This is a genomic window from Kitasatospora sp. NPDC023118 (assembly GCF_055560875.1).
Map to the genome: position 1 here is coordinate 132,476 of NZ_JBVHHW010000005.1, position 16,055 is coordinate 148,530.

Genomic DNA, 16,055 nt, shown 5'->3' on the forward strand with positions numbered 1-16,055 from the left:
AGGAGCTTGCGTGCCCGCTACCGTCATCCCCGACTCCACCGCCCTCCACCCGCTTGCCGGCCACGACCGGGTCGTCCTGCTACGCCCGCTCGTCGCCCACCCGCGGATCGAGGTCGGTGAGTACACCTACTTCGACGACCCCGATGGAGCCACCCGCTTCGAGGAACGCAACGTCCTCTACGCGTACGGCCCCGAGCGCCTGGTGATCGGCAAGTACTGTGCGATCGCCACCGGCACCCGTTTTCTGATGGCCGGCGCCGCCCATCCGACCGTCGGTGTCTCCACCTTCCCCTTCACGATGTTCGGCGGCAGTTGGACCGAGCGGACCCTCGACATCGTCACGGGCCTGCCCAGCAGGGGTGACACGGTGGTCGGCAATGACGTCTGGTTCGGCTTCGGGGCCACCGTGCTGCCCGGGGTACGGATCGGCGATGGCGCGATCATCGCGGCCGGCGCGATGGTCACCACCGACGTCGAGCCCTACACCATCGTCGGCGGCAACCCCGCCCGCCCGATCCGTCGTCGCTTCGACGACGCCGACATCGAGCGCCTGCTCCGCGCGGCCTGGTGGGACTGGCCGGTCGAGCACGTCACCGAGCACGTCCGCGTCATCATGTCCGGAACTCCAGCCGATATCGAGGCGATCGCCGCGGCGAACGGCCTGCTCGACGGCTGACGGAGTGGGCCAGGCCGACCATCCGGTGTCCGGAACGGCGTTGATCACCGGCCGTCCGGTGCGCGAAGATGGCGCCCCCTCGTTCCATGCTGTGCCCTGTCCGCCGCCGGGCCCTCCGCCCGGCTCCTGGGTCCGTCCGACGCCGTACGGTCCTCGCGCCCGTCGGTTCCGTTCGTCCGGAGGGATCCTCGTCATGCCTGCCTCCCTGTCCAAGGACTCGTCCTCGCCGGTCCTTCGTGATCTTCCGGTGCTGTTCGTCGCGGTGGTGTGGGGGTCGAGCTTCCTCGCCGTCCAGCGGGTGGCCGAGCCGGGGACGGTCGTGGCGATGCTCGTGCTGCGGTTCGGGCTGGTGCTGCCACTGCTCGGGGTGGTCGCCTGGCGCTCCCTGCGGAGGCTGAGCCGCGCCGAGTGGCTCGGCGGCACCGGGCTGGGGCTGGTGCTCAGCGGGATCTTCCTGCTGGAGACCTATGGCGCCGTGCACACCTCCGCGACCAACGCCGGGCTGATCATCAGTCTCGCGGTGGTGCTCACCCCGCTCGGCGAGAGCGCCCTCGGCCGGACCGCGCCACCGCGGGCCTTCCTGGCGGCGGCTGGGCTGGCCGTCCTCGGCGTCGCCCTGCTCACCGGCGACGGCGGGCTGCGCCCTCCGACGCTCGGTGACCTGCTGGTGCTGGGCGCCGCCCTGGTCCGCTCGGCGTACGTCCTCGCGATGGCCCGCACCCGGGCTGTCCGCGACACCGACATGCTCGCCGTCACTTGGGTCCAACTCGCCGTGGCCACCGGAGTGTTTGCCGTCGTCGCGCTGTTGGTCGGGCCCGCGCCGTGGACCGTCGCACGCTCGTACGGGGCCGGCCAGTGGGCCTGGCTGCTGCACCTGTCCTTGTTCTGCACCCTGTTCGCCTTCTTCGTTCAGATGTGGGCCGTCCGGGCCACCTCGCCGTCCCGGGTGAGCCTGCTGCTCGGCACCGAGCCGCTGTGGGCCGCCGTCTTCGGCATCACCGTGGCCGGGAACCGGATGGGTCCGCTCGCCTTGCTCGGCGGAGCCCTGGTGCTGGTCGCGACCGAGTGGGGTCGGCGCACCGCCCCCGCGCCGCGCCTGGTCGGGGGCACGGGGGAGGGCGAGAGTGCGTCTGACGCGGTGGGACCGAGTCCGGAGCCGGCCCCGGTGTGACCCGCCGCCTCGTCACCGGCGCCGCCGCAGCGTCCGGCGGGCGTAGTCGATGGTGACCGCGCCGAGCAGCGGGCCCCAGGCGACCAGGGGCAGGTAGGCGAGCGTCATCACGACGGCGGCGAAGCCGCGCGGCGAATCCGGCTCGGCCAGGTTGTGGGCCCAGCGGCCGAACAGCCCCTCCATGCCGAGGAAGGTGAGCATCACCGAGCCCAGCAGGGCCGGGACGATCGCGGCGAGCGGCTGGACCCGGCGGCCGCCTATCAGCGGGATCCACCGGGGCGCCACCAGCCCCCAGGGGCGGACCAGGCCCAGGGTCAGGAAGGCCAGCGTCTCGGCCAGGGCGCTCAGCGCCACGCAGTAGACGGTGCCCCAGCCCGGCTGGTGCTCGCCATACGCCGCGGCCGTCGCGCCGGTGAAGCCGACCGGGACGCCGAAGCCGAAGACGATCCGCCACAGCCCCGAGGGGACGGCGGTGAGGGCGGCGCCCTTGGCGGCGAGTTGGGCCCAGCGCGGGGCGGGCGGGACGTCCGAGGAAGTCGCCTCGGCCTGGTGGGCGGTGTCGCGGGCGTTGATCGCGAGCTTCGACATGGTGGTGGACTCCCTTCGGATCCGGCCTCCGTGGCCGGTGCGATGACTCAAGACTGGAGGCCGGCCAGGGGTTCGCGGCAGATGCCGATCGGGCTGTTCCTCCTGCTCAACCGGCCTTTGATATATGCCGATCGGCACAGGCGAGCCGACCCGGCGGTGCCGTAATGTGACGGCATTCGAAGAGTCGAGGAAAGGCGGTGACGATGACTCAGATCCTGTCCGGGGTTGTCCTGGTCCTGGCGCTGCCGGCCTGGGTGACGCGGGGGCGGTACGGGGCGGCGGCCGTGACCATGGCGCTCGGGGCGGCGTCGGTCGTGGTCACAGTCGCCGTCTGGTTCCTCGGCCGTTGGGTGGAGGCAGATCGCTGGGCCGGGCTGTTGGGCCTGGTCGAACTGGCCGTTCTGTTGCTGTCGGTGGTCATCAGCCTGCGCGCCGAGGACGGCCCGCGGTGCGCGGCGGCGGCCTGGACGGCGTGCGGGGCGGTCGCCCTCTGGCTGTCCCGGTTCACGTCCGTCGAAGGGCCCGGGGACACGCTCACGGTCTTCGGGTTCGGCTCGACGCTCTCCCTGCCGGCCGTTCTGATCGGGCTCTACCTGCGGGGCTTGGACGAGGGGCGCAACAAGGCGGTGGTCGAGGCCAGGCGCGCGCAGCGGATCGAACTGGCCCACGACCTGCACGACTTCGTGGCGCACGATGTCAGCGGAATGGTCGCCCAGGCTCAGGCGGGGGCGTACCTGGCCGGGATCGATCCGGATCGGGCGGCCGAGATGTTCCAGCGAATAGAGCAGGCCGGGCAACGGGCGCTGGCCTCGCTGGACCGGACGGTACAGCTGCTGCGCAGCGCGGACGGCGGCAGCCGGGCTCCGCAGCCCGGGCTTGCCGAACTCGTCGAGGTGGCAGAGCAGTTCACCGCGACGGGTGGCGCCAAAGTCCGGTTGGAGCTGCCGGAGGGGCCGGTGCCGCGCGAGGTGGAGGGCACCGTCCACCGAGTCGTGGTCGAGTCCCTGACCAATGTCCGGCGGCACGCTCCGGCCGCACAGGCGGTCGAGGTCCGGGCCCGCCGCAGTGGCGGACTGCTGGAGCTGACGGTGACCAACGACGGTCGCGCACCGGGCCCGGCGGGGTTGCCGCGTCGGGGCGGTGGCAGCGGGCTGCCGGGGCTGGCGGCCCGGGTGGAGGCCCTCGGCGGTTCGCTGGAAGCCGGCCCGCACGAGCGGGAGGCCTGGCGGGTGACGGCGGTGCTTCCGCTGGAGGAGTCCGGCGCAGGGCCGGCGCGATCGTAGAAGCCGACGCGGGTCGGTAACGGGGAGGTGCAGGGCGTGGGCAGTGGCACAGGGCCGATTCGGATCCTGATCGCGGACGACCAGGCGGACATCCGCAGCGCGTTCCGGATGATCCTGGACGTGCAGCCGGACATGGTGGTGGTGGCGGAGGCGGCGGACGGCGCCGCAGCGGTGGAGGAGGCAAGGAGGCTGCGGCCGGACGTGGTGCTCGCGGACATCCGGATGCCGAAGCTCGACGGTCTGGAAGTCACGCGGCAGTTGGCCGACCAGTGCAAGGTGATCGTGGTGACCACCTTCGACCTGGACGAGTACGTGCACACGGCACTGCGGCACGGAGCGGCCGGGTTCCTGCTGAAGCGCTCCGGGCCGGTGCTGCTGATCGAGGCGGTCCGGGCGGCGATGGCCGGGGACGCGTTGATCAGTCCGCAGGTCACCGTCCGGCTCCTGAAGCACATGGCACTTCCGGAGGCGGAGCCGAAGCCCGGGCCGGGCGCCAAGACGGCTGTGGCGACGCAGCAGCCGGCGGCCGGGCCGACGGAGGAACTGACCGCGAGAGAAAAGGAGATCGCCGAGCTGGTGGCAGACGGCGCGACCAACGCCGAGATCGGCGCAGGGCTGTTCATCTCACCGGGGACGGTGAAGAACCACCTCGCGAACATCCAGCGCAAGATCGGAGCCCGTAACCGGGTGGGCATCGCAGCCTGGATCTGGGAGCAGTCGGCCGGCAGCCGGTAGCTGGGCCACGGCCCACGGGGCGAGGGGGCGGCCCCGGGGGCAGGGGCCGCACGAGAGCTGCCTCCGCCCCGACCCCGCCACGGGCACGCGCAGGGATCGGCGGTATGTGCAAGCACGAGCGGCACGTGGGCGGCGCCAACCCCCGCCCCCCGGCGCCCGACCCTCCCGGCGCCCGGCGCCCTCCCCCCGGCGCCCTCCCCCCGGCGCCCTCCCCCGCCCCCCGGCGCCGGCGTGCCCGGGCGCCGGGCGCCGTGAGTGGAGGAGGAGGTGGCGGAGGGCCGACGGGGCGACCCCACCCGACGCCGACTCGCGCGCTTGTGAACGAAGGGTCAAGCGGACGTTCAAGCCTCCGCCACCCCTGCGAGTGAGCCGCTATAACACGTCAACATGGCGCCCCGAAATTTGCTTTGCGCGGCGCATAGTTGATATAGGAACGTGCCGCTGACCAGCCACTTCAAAGGTGAATGCGACTGGTTGTGACCATTTGACTCCTTTGCGTCGACAACTCTGGGCATGTTCGCATTCGCCACCATTCACATGGTGTCGTAGATCACAAAGATGACGATGAACTGCGTGTCGCAGATCACAAGCCGACGGGCATAGGATGCGCTCACTCCAAGGCTTTGTGAACTGCCTCACATGAGGTGGATCTCGGGAACTGGAGCGCGGGTTCACCTCAGCGTGACCTGCCGGTTCCGATCTGCAGTCAAGGACGACTGGACGGAGGGAGCGGGGGCTATGAATGCCTACGCGCCGATCCTCGTACTCGGTGCCATCGCGGCGGCGTTCGCGGTCGGCTCCGTCGTGATGGCCTCACTCACCGGCCCCAAGCGCTACAACCGGGCCAAGTTGGAGGCGTACGAGTGCGGCATCGAGCCGACCCCGCAGCCCGTGGGCGGCGGTCGGTTCCCGATCAAGTACTACCTGACGGCGATGCTCTTCATCGTCTTCGACATCGAGATCGTCTTCCTTTACCCCTGGGCGGTGACCTTCGACGCCCTGGGGATCTTCGGGCTGGTCGAGATGCTCCTGTTCATCGCCACCGTCTTCGTCGCGTACGCCTACGTGTGGCGCCGCGGCGGCCTGGAGTGGGACTGAGCGCGGGGTGGTCGCCCCACCCGTCGACCGGCGCGCGACCGCTTGTGAACGAGCGGACAAGCCGGAACCGACCGACCTTCCAGACGACTTGAGGGCATTGAGAGGGATCTGATGGGAATCGAGGAGAAGCTGCCGAGCGGCTTTCTGCTCACGACCGTGGAGACGGCCGCCGGCTGGGTGCGCAAGGCGTCACTCTTCCCGGCCACCTTCGGTCTGGCCTGCTGCGCGATCGAGATGATGACCACCGGCGCCGGCCGCTACGACCTGGCCCGGTTCGGCATGGAGGTCTTCCGGGGCTCCCCCCGGCAGGCCGATCTGATGATCGTCGCGGGCCGGGTGAGTCAGAAGATGGCCCCGGTGCTACGCCAGGTGTACGACCAGATGGCCAACCCCAAGTGGGTCATCTCGATGGGCGTCTGCGCCTCCTCCGGCGGGATGTTCAACAACTACGCGATCGTCCAGGGCGTCGACCACATCGTCCCGGTGGACATCTACCTGCCCGGCTGCCCGCCCCGCCCGGAGATGCTGATGGACGCCATCCTGAAGCTGCACGACAAGATCCAGCACGAGCCGCTGGGCGTGAACCGACGCCGCGCCGAGGAACTCGGCGAGGCCCTCGCCCTCAAGGCCACCCCGATCAGCGAGATGCGGGGGCAGCTGCGATGAGCGAGCAGGTACCCGAGACCCGCCGCGAGCGGCCGGTCCGCGAACTCCCGGTCGAGGTGGTCGGCCGCCGCCAGGGCATGTTCGGCGCCCAGGGCAGCGGCGACACGTCCGGCTTCGGCGGCCTGGCCGCCCCCGTCGTGCTGCCCGGCCCGAGCGAACGCCCGTACGGCGGCTGGTTCGACGAGGTCGCCGACGAGCTGGAGGGTGCCCTGGAGGAGCAGGGCCTCGACCCGGCCGAGGTGATCGGGAAGACCGTGGTCGACCGCGGCGAACTCACCTTCCACATCGAGCGCGACCACCTGCTGAGGACCGTCCGCATCCTGCGCGACGACCCGGCGCTGCGCTTCGAACTGTGCCTGGGCGTCAGCGGCGTGCACTACCCCGGCGACAAGGGCCGCGAGCTGCACGCGGTCTACCACCTGCGCTCGATCACCCACGGCCGGCTGATCCGGCTGGAGGTCACCGCGCCGGACGCCGACCCCCGGATCCCCTCCGTGGTGAGCGTCTACCCGACCAACGACTGGCACGAGCGCGAGGCCTACGACTTCTTCGGCCTGGTCTTCGACGGCCACCCGGCGCTCACCCGGATCATGATGCCGGACGACTGGCTGGGCCACCCGCAGCGCAAGGACTACCCGCTCGGCGGCATCCCCGTCGAGTACAAGGGCGCCCAGATCCCGGCACCCGACCAGCGGAGGTCGTACAGCTGATGAACACTCAGCACTACGAAGAGACCCACGGCGAGCCCCGCGGCGAGACCCACGGCGAGACCGAGGAAGCGCAGGCCCGCGAGACCACCGAAGGCCGGGTCTTCACCGTCACCGGCGGCGACTGGGGCGAGGTGGTCGAGGCGGTCGGCCGGGCCGACGACGAACGCATCATCGTCAACATGGGCCCCCAGCACCCGTCCACCCACGGCGTGCTGCGGCTGATCCTGGAGATCGACGGCGAGACGGTGAAGGAGGCCCGCTGCGGCATCGGCTACCTCCACACCGGCATCGAGAAGAACATGGAGTTCCGCAGCTGGGTCCAGGGCACCACCTTCGTGACCCGCATGGACTACCTGACCCCGCTGTTCAACGAGACCGCCTACTGCCTGGCGGTCGAGAAGCTGCTCGGCATCACCGACGACATCCCGGAGCGGGCCGACGTCATCCGGGTGATGATGATGGAGCTCAACCGGATCGCCTCGCACCTGGTCTGCCTGGCCACCGGCGGCATGGAGATCGGCTCCACCACCCTGATGATCTACGGCTTCCGGGACCGCGAACTGATCCTGGACGTCTTCGAGCTGGTCACCGGCCTGCGCATGAACCACGCGTACGTGCGCCCCGGCGGCCTCGCCCAGGACCTGCCGCCCGGCGCCGTCGACCAGATCCGCGAGGCGGTCAAGGTCTTCCGCTCCCGGATGCACGAGTACGACAAACTCGCCACCGGCAACCCGGTGTTCAAGGCCCGCCTGGTCGACGTCGGCTTCCTGGACCTGCCCGGCTGCCTGGCCCTCGGCGCCACCGGCCCGATCCTGCGCGCCACCGGCCTGCCGCACGACCTGCGCAAGACCGACCCGTACTGCGGCTACGAGAACTACGAGTTCGAGGTCGCCACGGCGGACAGCGCCGACTCCTACGGCCGCTTCCTGATCCGCCTGGAGGAGATGAAGCAGTCATTGCGGATCGTCGAGCAGTGCCTGGACCGGCTGCGCCCGGGCCCGGTCATGGTGGCCGACAAGAAGATCGCCTGGCCCGCCCAACTCGCCCTCGGTCCCGACGGCCTGGGCAACTCGCTCGACCACATCCGCAAGATCATGGGCACCTCGATGGAGGCCCTGATCCACCACTTCAAGCTGGTCACCGAGGGCTTCCGGGTCCCGGTCGGCCAGGCGTACGCGGCGGTCGAGTCGCCCAAGGGCGAGCTGGGCGTGCACGTGGTCAGCGACGGCGGGACGCGCCCGTACCGGGTCCACTTCCGGGATCCGTCGTTCACCAATCTGCAGACGATGGCGGCGATGTGCGAGGGCGGCCAGGTGGCCGACGTGATCGTCGCGGTGGCCGGGATCGACCCGGTGATGGGAGGCGTGGACCGGTGACCAACGTCGAACTCGGACTGCCGGCGCTGCCGGCCCCGCCGTACCCCGAGGAGGTGCGCACCCGGCTGGCCGCCGACGCCGCCGAGCTGATCGGCCGCTACCCGCAGGCCCGCTCGGCGCTGCTGCCGCTGCTGCACCTGGTCCAGGCCGAGGAGGGCTTCGTCAGCCCGACCGGGATCCGGTTCTGCGCCGAGCAGTTGGACCTCACCACCGCCGAGGTCACCGCCGTCGCCACCTTCTACACCATGTACCGGCGGCGCCCGGCCGGGACGTACCACGTCGGGGTCTGCACCAACACCCTGTGCGCGGTGCTCGGCGGCGACCAGATCTTCGCCGAGCTCCAGCAGCACCTGGGCATCCGCAACAACGAGACCACCGAGGACGGCGAGGTCTCGATCGAGCACATCGAGTGCAACGCGGCCTGCGACTACGCCCCCGTGGTGATGGTCAACTGGGAGTTCTTCGACAACCAGACACCGGAGAGCGCCAAGCAGCTGGTCGACGACCTGCGGGCAGGCCGCGAGGTGCGGCCCACCCGCGGTGCCCGGCTGTGCGGCTTCAAGGAGACCGCCCGGATCCTGGCCGGCTTCCCCGACGAGCGCCCCGGCGCCAACGACGAGTCCGGCGCCGGCGGCGCCCCCTCACTGGCCGGGCTGCGCCTGTCCAGGGGCGAGGCCCTGCCCGGCACCGGCGGCACCAAGGTGGTCTCCCCGCGCCACGAGGAGCCCGGCCAGGAAGGGACCGAAGCGTGATGACCTCCGCCGAGCCGGCCGAGAAGCTGCTCACCCCCGTCCTGTCCGCCTCCTGGGACGACAGCCACCCCTGGACGCTCGCCACCTACCGTCGCCACCAGGGCTACGAGGGCCTCAAGGCGGCCCTGGCGATGCCCCCGGACGACGTGATCGCCCTGGTCAAGGACGCCGGCCTGCGCGGCCGCGGCGGCGCCGGCTTCCCCACCGGGATGAAGTGGCAGTTCATCCCGCAGAACGACGGCAAGCCGCACTACCTGGTGGTCAACGCGGACGAGTCCGAACCGGGCACCTGCAAGGACATCCCGCTGCTGTTCGCCAACCCGCACGCGCTGATCGAGGGCATGGTCATCGCCTCCTACGCGATCCGCTGCGACCACGCGTTCATCTACCTGCGCGGCGAGGTCGTCCCGGTGCTGCGCCGGCTGCACGCGGCCGTTGCCGAGGCGTACCAGGCCGGGCTGCTGGGCCGGAACATCCTCGGCTCCGGCGTGGACCTCGACATCACCGTGCACGCCGGCGCCGGCGCGTACATCTGCGGCGAGGAGACGGCGCTGCTGGACTCGCTGGAGGGCCGCCGCGGCCAGCCGAGGCTGCGGCCGCCGTTCCCGGCGATCGCCGGCCTGTACGCCTGCCCGACGGTGGTCAACAACGTCGAATCGATCGCCTCGGTGCCGCCGATCCTGGCCCGGGGCAAGGAGTGGTTCAAGAGCCTGGGCACCGAGAAGTCCCCCGGTTTCACGCTCTACTCGCTCTCCGGTCACGTCACCAACCCCGGCCAGTACGAGGCTCCGCTCGGCGTCACCCTGCGCCAGCTGCTGGACCTCAGCGGCGGCATCCGCCCCGGGCACCGGCTGAAGTTCTGGACCCCGGGCGGCTCCTCCACCCCGATGTTCACCGACGAGCACCTCGACGTCCCGCTGGACTACGAGAGCGTCGGCGCGGCCGGCTCGATGCTCGGCACCAAGGCGCTGCAGGTCTTCGACGAGACCACCTGCGTGGTGCGGGCGGTCACCCGCTGGACCGAGTTCTACGCCCACGAGTCCTGCGGCAAGTGCACCCCCTGCCGCGAGGGCACCTACTGGCTGGTCCAGCTGCTCGAGCGGATCGAGGCGGGCGAGGGCGTCGACGGGGACCTGGAGAAGCTCCTCGACATCGCCGACAACATCAACGGCAAGTCCTTCTGCGCGCTGGGCGACGGCGCGGCCAGCCCGATCGTCTCCTCGCTCCAGCACTTCCGGGCCGAGTACGAGCAGCACCTCGCCGAGCGCCGCTGCCCGTTCGACCCGGCCGCCTCCACCGTCTGGGCCGACGGCCCCCGCCCCGGCCACCAGTCCGCCACGGAAAGGGAGGTGCACGCGTGACGATCACAGAGCCAACCGCCCCCGACACAGCGGTCGAACTGGTCACGCTCACCATCGACGGCGTCGAAGTGAAGGTCCCCAAGGGCACCCTGGTGATCCGGGCCGCCGAGACCATCGGCACCCAGATCCCGCGCTTCTGCGACCACCCGCTGCTCGACCCGGCCGGTGCCTGCCGGCAGTGCATCGTCGAGATCGAGGGCCAGCGCAAGCCGGTCGCCTCCTGCACCATCCCGGTCGCCGAGGGCATGGTGGTGCGCACCCAGCTCAGCTCGCCGGTGGCCGAGAAGGCCCAGCGCGGCGTGATGGAGCTGCTGCTGATCAACCACCCGCTGGACTGCCCGATCTGCGACAAGGGCGGCGAGTGCCCGCTGCAGAACCAGGCGATGTCCGCTGGCGGCGCGGACTCCCGCTTCGAGGGCATGAAGCGCACCTACGAGAAGCCGGTGCCGATCAGCAGCCAGGTGCTGCTGGACCGGGAGCGCTGCGTGCTGTGCGCGCGCTGCACCCGCTTCTCCCAGCAGATCGCCGGGGACCCGTTCATCGACCTGGTCGAGCGTGGCGCGCTGCAGCAGGTCGGCACCGGCGAGGGGGACGACTTCGAGTCGTACTTCTCCGGGAACACCATCCAGATCTGCCCGGTGGGCGCGCTGACCTCGGCGGCTTACCGTTTCCGCTCGCGCCCCTTCGACCTGGTCTCCTCGCCGAGCGTGTGCGAGCACTGCTCGGCGGGTTGCGCCCAGCGCACCGACCACCGGCGCGGCAAGGTGCTGCGCCGGCTGGCGGGCGAGGACCCGGCGGTGAACGAGGAGTGGAACTGCGACAAGGGCCGGTTCGCCTTCCGCTACGCCCAACTGCGGGACCGGCTGGCCACCCCGCTGGTGCGGGAGGACGGCGAACTGGTGCCCGCCTCCTGGCCGGAGGCGCTGGCCCGGGCGGCCGAGGGGCTGCGCGGAGCCCGTACCGGGGTGCTGGCCGGCGGCCGGGTGACGGTCGAGGACGCGTACGCCTACGCCAAGTTCGCCCGGGTGGTGCTCGGCACCAACGACGTGGACTTCCGGGCCCGCCCGCACACCGGTGAGGAGGCGGACTTCCTGGCCGCGGCGGTCGCCGGGCGCGGGGTGGACGTGGCCGGCGACGGGGTGACGTACGAGCGGCTGGAACAGGCCCCGGCGGTGCTGCTGGCTGGCCTCGAACCGGAGGAGGAGTCGCCGATCGTCTTCCTGCGGCTGCGCAAGGCCACCCGCGGCCACGGGCTGAAGGTGTACTCGGTGGCGGCCTTCGCCTCCAGGGGCCTGGCCAAGCTGCGCGGCGCGCTGCTGTCGGCCGCCCCCGGCACCGAGCCGGAGTGGTTCGCGGCGCTGGCGGCGGACGAGCCGCTGAACGACGAGGCCGGGCAGGCGGCCGAACTGCTGCGCCGGCCGGGCGCGGTGATCCTGGCGGGCGAGCGGCTGGCCGCGGTCCCGGGCGCGCTGACGGCGTTGCTGCGGCTGGCGCACGCGACCGGGGCCGAGCTGGCCTGGGTGCCGCGCCGGGCGGGGGAGCGCGGTGCGGTGGAGGCCGGTGCGCTGCCGGGCCTGCTGCCCGGTGGCCGCCCGGTGGCCGCTCCGGCGGCCCGGGCGGAGGCGGCCGAGGTGTGGGGGGTGACCGAGCTGCCCTCGCGGCCGGGCCGGGACACCGACCAGATCCTGACCGCGGCCGCCCAGGGCGACCTGGACGCGCTGCTGGTCGGCGGGGTCGACCCGGACGACCTGCCGGACCCGGCGCTGGCCGACGAGGCCCTGGCCGCGGTGCCGTTCGTGGTGTCGCTGGAACTGCGGCCCTCCGCGGTGACGGCCCGGGCGGACGTGGTGCTGCCGGTGGCGGCGGTGGCCGAGAAGGCGGGCACCTTCCTGGACTGGGAGGGCCGGGTGCGGATGTTCGAGGCCGCGCTCAAGCCGGACCAGCAGATGGGCCGTCACCTCCATTCCGACCTGCGGGTGCTGAGCATGCTGGCCGACGCGCTGGGCCACCGGCTGGGCCTGGCGGACGTCCGGGCGGCCCGGCTGGAACTGGACCGCTTCGAGCCCTGGCAGGGCGACCGCGCGGCCGATCCGGCGGCGCACCCGGGAGTGCTGCCCCGCCCGGCCACCGGCCAGGCGGTGCTGGCGGGTTGGCGCCAGCTGCTGGACAACGGCGTGCTGCAGCAGGGCGATCCGCACCTGGCGGGCACCCGGCACCGGGCGGTGGCCCGGATCTCGGCCGCCACCGCGAAGGAGATCGACGCCGAAGCGGCGGCCGCGCTGCGGTTGACTGGTCCGGCCGGCTCGCTGATCCTGCCGCTGGAGGTCACCGACTCGATCCCGGACCGTACGGTCTGGATCCCGCTCAACTCCACGCCGGGCGGCGCCCACCGCACGCTCGGCACCACCGTCGGCCACCTGGTCACGATCGCCGCGGCCACGCTGGAGCCGGTCGCCGTCGAGGACGAGGCCGGGGCCGGCCGCGAAGGGGATGGCCGATGACTCCGCAGCCGTACGAGACGCTCCACTTCTTCGGGCAGGACCCGTGGTGGCTGGTGCTGCTGAAGGCGGTGTTCTGCTTCGCGTTCCTCGTCCTGACGGTGCTGATCGCGATCGTCTGGGAGCGCAAGGTGGTGGCCTGGATGCAACTGCGCATCGGGCCGAACCGGCACGGCCCGTGGGGCATGCTGCAGTCGCTGGCGGACGGCGTGAAGCTGGCGCTGAAGGAAGACCTGGTGGTCAAGGGCTCGGACAAGGTGGTCTACATCCTGGCCCCGATCGTCTGCGCCATCCCCGCCTTCATGGCCTTCGCGGTGATCCCGTTCGGTCCGGCCGGCAACGAGGTGTCGATCTTCGGCACCCGGACGCCGCTGCAGCTGACCGACCTCCCGGTGGCGCTGCTGTACATCCTGGCGACGGCCTCGGTGGGCATCTACGGGATCGTGCTGGCCGGTTGGTCATCCGGCTCGACCTACCCGCTGCTGGGCGGGCTGCGCTCCTCCGCGCAGATGATCAGCTACGAGATCGCGATGGGCCTGTCCTTCGCGGCGGTGTTCATCTACTCGGGCTCGATGTCGACCTCGGAGATCGTGGCGCACCAGCAGCCGACCTGGTTCGCGGCGCTGCTGCCGGTGTCGTTCATCGTGTACATCATCTCGATGGTCGGTGAGACCAACCGGGCGCCGTTCGACCTCCCGGAGGCCGAGGGCGAGCTGGTCGGCGGTTTCAACACCGAGTACTCCTCGCTGAAGTTCGCGATGTTCATGCTGGCCGAGTACGTCAACATGGTGACCGTCTCGGCGGTGGCCTCGACCCTGTTCCTGGGCGGCTGGCGGGCCCCCTGGCCGGTGTCGACCTTCTGGGAGGGCGCCAACCACGGCTGGTGGCCGATGCTGTGGATCACGCTGAAGATCCAGCTGCTGCTGTTCTTCTTCATCTGGCTGCGCGGCACGCTGCCCCGGTTCCGCTACGACCAGTTCATGAAGCTGGGCTGGAAGGTGCTGATCCCGGTCTCGCTGGTGTGGCTGGTGCTGATCGCGAGCGTGCGGGCGCTGCGCAACGAGGGCTACGGCTTCGCCGAGGTGTTGCTGTACGTGGGCGCGCCGGTCGGCGTGATCCTGCTGCTGGCGCTGCTGCGGGACTTCCTGAAGAAACAGCCCGAGGAAGCCGCGACAGCTGAGGACGGGCCGTACCCCAAGGGCGAGTTCGACCCGATGGCGGGCGGGTACCCGGTGCCGCCGCTGCCCGGCCAGGAGCTCCCGCCGGTGCCGCGCCGGCGCAGCCGCGCCCCGAAGCAACTGCAGGACGCCCTCAACGGGGCCGACCATTCCGAAGGGAGCTGATCCGAGATGTCGTCCGACCAGACGGGCAGGGACGAGCGGGCCGACAGGCCGTCGATCCTCGGCCCGGCCGCAGGCTTCGGCGTGACCTTCAAGGCCATGTTCAAGAAGCGGCTCACCGAGCAGTACCCGGAGCAGAAGAAGCCCACCGCTCCGCGCTTCCACGGTCGCCACCAGCTGAACCGGCACCCGGACGGCCTGGAGAAGTGCGTCGGCTGCGAGCTGTGCGCGTGGGCCTGCCCGGCCGACGCGATCTACGTGGAGGGCGCGGACAACCGGGACGAGGAGCGCTACTCGCCCGGTGAGCGCTACGGCGCGGTGTACCAGATCAACTACGCCCGCTGCATCCTGTGCGGGCTGTGCATCGAGGCCTGCCCGACCCGGGCGCTGACCATGACCAACGAGTACGAGCTCGCCGACTCCTCCCGCCGGGACCTGATCTTCACCAAGGAGCAGCTGCTGGTCGGCCTGTCCGAGGGCATGGTCGACACCCCGCACGCGATCTTCCCGGGCACCGACGAGGGCGCGTACTACCGGGGCGAGGTCACCGCGGCGGCGCCCGGGACGGTCCAGCAGGAGCGCACCGACCGGGAGAAGGAGGTGCAGCAGTGATCGCACATCTCGCGGCCGCGACCGGGACGACCTCCACGGGTGAGGCCGTCCAGTTCTGGGCGCTCGCGGTGATCGCGGTCGGCGGCGCGCTCGGCATGCTGCTGATGCGCAAGGCCGTGCACAGCGCGCTCTGCCTGGCGGCCACCATGATGGCGCTGGCGGTCTGTTACATGGCCCAGGGCGCGGTGTTCCTGGGCGTGGTGCAGATCGTGGTCTACACCGGCGCGATCATGATGCTGTTCCTGTTCGTGGTGATGCTGGTCGGCGTCACCAGCGAGGACTCGCTGAAGGAGCAGCTGAAGGGCCAGCGGTTCGCCGCGGTGCTGTGCGGGCTGGGCTTCGGCGTGCTGCTGATCGCCGGGATCGCCAACGCGAAGCTGAACCACTTCACCGGGCTGGCCGAGGCGAACGCCGAGGGCAACGTGCCGGGCCTGGCCCGGCTGATCTTCACCCGCTACGTCTGGGCCTTCGAGGTCACCGGCGCGCTGCTGATCACCGCGGCGATCGGCGCGATGGTGCTGACCCACCGGGAGCACGTGAAGGCCCCGAAGACCCAGCGCGAGCTGGCGGAGCAGCGGGTCAGGGACAACATCCAGGTGCCGCCGCTGCCGGCCCCGGGCGTGTACGCCCGGCACAACGCGGTGGACGTCCCGGCGCTGCTGCCGGACGGCACCGTCGCCGAGGACTCGGTGATGGCGACGCTGCGCGAGCGCGGCCAGATCCGGGACGTCAGCCAGGCGATGCTGCAGCGGATGGCGGAGCTGGAGAACACCACGGCGGACTGGCTGGGCCGGCCGTCCTCGGAGCGGCCGGCGGTGGCCCCGCCGCGCAAGTCGCTGGAGCCGGCGGGTGCCAACAACGCGAACGGGGCGGACGAGGAGGGCGAGCGGTGAACCCGGTCAACTACCTGTACCTGTCGGCCCTGTTGTTCACCATCGGCGCCTCCGGGGTGCTGATCCGGCGCAACGCGATCGTGCTGTTCATGTGCGTCGAGCTGATGCTGAACGCCTCGAACCTCGCGCTGGTGACCTTCTCCCGGCTGCACGGGACCCTGGACGGCCAGGTCATCGCGTTCTTCACGATGGTGGTCGCGGCGGCCGAGGTCGTGGTCGGCCTCGCCATCATCGTCTCCATCTTCCGGACCAGGCACTCCGCTTCGGTCGACGACAGCAACCTGATGAAGCTGTAG

At 71.3% G+C, this 16,055-nt stretch carries 16 protein-coding genes; 15 read left to right on the forward strand and 1 reads right to left on the reverse strand.

The window, feature by feature from the left end:
• Window positions 1–10 precede the first annotated feature (10 nt).
• Together ACZ3UD_RS08685 and ACZ3UD_RS08690 are read left to right on the forward strand one after the other, a co-directional pair.
• Window positions 11–676, forward strand: a complete 666-nt coding sequence (locus tag ACZ3UD_RS08685; RefSeq protein WP_465583993.1) for a CatB-related O-acetyltransferase — start codon at window positions 11–13, stop codon at window positions 674–676.
• Between the two features lie 193 nt (window positions 677–869).
• Window positions 870–1,847, forward strand: a complete 978-nt coding sequence (locus ACZ3UD_RS08690) for a DMT family transporter (RefSeq protein WP_465583995.1) — start codon at window positions 870–872, stop codon at window positions 1,845–1,847.
• A 12-nt stretch (window positions 1,848–1,859) separates the two neighbouring features.
• On the opposite strand, the gene ACZ3UD_RS08695 is transcribed toward ACZ3UD_RS08690, so the two are convergent.
• Window positions 1,860–2,435 carry a hypothetical protein gene (locus tag ACZ3UD_RS08695; protein ID WP_465583997.1) on the reverse strand — a complete coding sequence of 192 codons (576 nt, stop codon included), beginning with the start codon at window positions 2,433–2,435 and terminating at the stop codon, window positions 1,860–1,862.
• A gap of 203 nt (window positions 2,436–2,638) precedes the next feature.
• Between ACZ3UD_RS08695 and ACZ3UD_RS08700 the strand changes: the two genes are divergently transcribed.
• The 13 genes from ACZ3UD_RS08700 to nuoK all read left to right on the forward strand — a co-directional run bounded on the left by ACZ3UD_RS08700 (window position 2,639) and on the right by nuoK (window position 16,055).
• Window positions 2,639–3,718 carry a sensor histidine kinase gene (locus ACZ3UD_RS08700; protein WP_465584343.1) on the forward strand — a complete coding sequence of 360 codons (1,080 nt, stop codon included), beginning with the start codon at window positions 2,639–2,641 and terminating at the stop codon, window positions 3,716–3,718.
• Between the two features lie 108 nt (window positions 3,719–3,826).
• Window positions 3,827–4,453, forward strand: coding sequence for a response regulator (locus ACZ3UD_RS08705; RefSeq protein WP_465584345.1), 627 nt, complete (start codon window positions 3,827–3,829; stop codon window positions 4,451–4,453).
• A 738-nt stretch (window positions 4,454–5,191) separates the two neighbouring features.
• On the forward strand, window positions 5,192–5,551 hold the full coding sequence (locus ACZ3UD_RS08710) for an NADH-quinone oxidoreductase subunit A (protein ID WP_030060100.1): 360 nt from the start codon (window positions 5,192–5,194) through the stop codon (window positions 5,549–5,551).
• A gap of 111 nt (window positions 5,552–5,662) precedes the next feature.
• Window positions 5,663–6,217: a NuoB/complex I 20 kDa subunit family protein gene (locus ACZ3UD_RS08715; RefSeq protein WP_031079294.1), complete on the forward strand. Its 555-nt coding sequence runs from the start codon at window positions 5,663–5,665 to the stop codon at window positions 6,215–6,217.
• Window positions 6,214–6,927: an NADH-quinone oxidoreductase subunit C gene (locus ACZ3UD_RS08720; RefSeq protein ID WP_465584000.1), complete on the forward strand. Its 714-nt coding sequence runs from the start codon at window positions 6,214–6,216 to the stop codon at window positions 6,925–6,927. The genes ACZ3UD_RS08715 and ACZ3UD_RS08720 overlap by 4 nt, the downstream gene beginning before the upstream one ends.
• The gene (locus ACZ3UD_RS08725; protein ID WP_465584002.1) at window positions 6,927–8,303 is read left to right on the forward strand and encodes an NADH-quinone oxidoreductase subunit D; all 1,377 of its coding nucleotides are present in this window, start codon (window positions 6,927–6,929) and stop codon (window positions 8,301–8,303) included. The genes ACZ3UD_RS08720 and ACZ3UD_RS08725 overlap by 1 nt, the downstream gene beginning before the upstream one ends.
• On the forward strand, window positions 8,300–9,055 hold the full coding sequence (nuoE, locus tag ACZ3UD_RS08730) for an NADH-quinone oxidoreductase subunit NuoE (RefSeq protein ID WP_387614909.1): 756 nt from the start codon (window positions 8,300–8,302) through the stop codon (window positions 9,053–9,055). Before ACZ3UD_RS08725 ends, nuoE begins: the two co-directional genes overlap by 4 nt.
• Window positions 9,055–10,416, forward strand: coding sequence for an NADH-quinone oxidoreductase subunit NuoF (gene nuoF, locus ACZ3UD_RS08735; protein WP_465584005.1), 1,362 nt, complete (start codon window positions 9,055–9,057; stop codon window positions 10,414–10,416). Before nuoE ends, nuoF begins: the two co-directional genes overlap by 1 nt.
• On the forward strand, window positions 10,413–12,917 hold the full coding sequence (locus ACZ3UD_RS08740) for an NADH-quinone oxidoreductase subunit G (protein ID WP_465584008.1): 2,505 nt from the start codon (window positions 10,413–10,415) through the stop codon (window positions 12,915–12,917). Before nuoF ends, ACZ3UD_RS08740 begins: the two co-directional genes overlap by 4 nt.
• Window positions 12,914–14,257 carry an NADH-quinone oxidoreductase subunit NuoH gene (gene nuoH / locus ACZ3UD_RS08745; RefSeq protein ID WP_465584011.1) on the forward strand — a complete coding sequence of 448 codons (1,344 nt, stop codon included), beginning with the start codon at window positions 12,914–12,916 and terminating at the stop codon, window positions 14,255–14,257. Before ACZ3UD_RS08740 ends, nuoH begins: the two co-directional genes overlap by 4 nt.
• 6 nt (window positions 14,258–14,263) lie before the next feature.
• Window positions 14,264–14,866 (forward strand): NADH-quinone oxidoreductase subunit NuoI, encoded by a 603-nt coding sequence (gene nuoI / locus ACZ3UD_RS08750; protein WP_465584013.1) that lies wholly within the window; start codon window positions 14,264–14,266, stop codon window positions 14,864–14,866.
• Window positions 14,866–15,759 carry an NADH-quinone oxidoreductase subunit J gene (locus tag ACZ3UD_RS08755; protein WP_465584347.1) on the forward strand — a complete coding sequence of 298 codons (894 nt, stop codon included), beginning with the start codon at window positions 14,866–14,868 and terminating at the stop codon, window positions 15,757–15,759. The genes nuoI and ACZ3UD_RS08755 overlap by 1 nt, the downstream gene beginning before the upstream one ends.
• Window positions 15,756–16,055 carry an NADH-quinone oxidoreductase subunit NuoK gene (gene nuoK, locus ACZ3UD_RS08760; protein WP_350516917.1) on the forward strand — a complete coding sequence of 100 codons (300 nt, stop codon included), beginning with the start codon at window positions 15,756–15,758 and terminating at the stop codon, window positions 16,053–16,055. Before ACZ3UD_RS08755 ends, nuoK begins: the two co-directional genes overlap by 4 nt.

Excerpts from the sequence above, each read along its gene's own strand:
- nuoI (WP_465584013.1), top strand. The coding sequence starts at position 14,264 with ATGTCGTCCGACCAGACGGGCAGGGACGAGCGGGCCGACAGGCCGTCG.
- nuoH (WP_465584011.1), top strand. The coding sequence starts at position 12,914 with ATGACTCCGCAGCCGTACGAGACGCTCCACTTCTTCGGGCAGGACCCG.
- ACZ3UD_RS08695 (WP_465583997.1), bottom strand. The coding sequence starts at position 2,435 with ATGTCGAAGCTCGCGATCAACGCCCGCGACACCGCCCACCAGGCCGAG.
- nuoF (WP_465584005.1), top strand. The coding sequence starts at position 9,055 with ATGACCTCCGCCGAGCCGGCCGAGAAGCTGCTCACCCCCGTCCTGTCC.
- ACZ3UD_RS08705 (WP_465584345.1), top strand. The coding sequence starts at position 3,827 with ATGATCCTGGACGTGCAGCCGGACATGGTGGTGGTGGCGGAGGCGGCG.
- ACZ3UD_RS08690 (WP_465583995.1), top strand. The coding sequence starts at position 870 with ATGCCTGCCTCCCTGTCCAAGGACTCGTCCTCGCCGGTCCTTCGTGAT.
- ACZ3UD_RS08720 (WP_465584000.1), top strand. The coding sequence starts at position 6,214 with ATGAGCGAGCAGGTACCCGAGACCCGCCGCGAGCGGCCGGTCCGCGAA.
- ACZ3UD_RS08715 (WP_031079294.1), top strand. The coding sequence starts at position 5,663 with ATGGGAATCGAGGAGAAGCTGCCGAGCGGCTTTCTGCTCACGACCGTG.
- ACZ3UD_RS08700 (WP_465584343.1), top strand. The coding sequence starts at position 2,639 with ATGACTCAGATCCTGTCCGGGGTTGTCCTGGTCCTGGCGCTGCCGGCC.
- ACZ3UD_RS08710 (WP_030060100.1), top strand. The coding sequence starts at position 5,192 with ATGAATGCCTACGCGCCGATCCTCGTACTCGGTGCCATCGCGGCGGCG.
- ACZ3UD_RS08725 (WP_465584002.1), top strand. The coding sequence starts at position 6,927 with ATGAACACTCAGCACTACGAAGAGACCCACGGCGAGCCCCGCGGCGAG.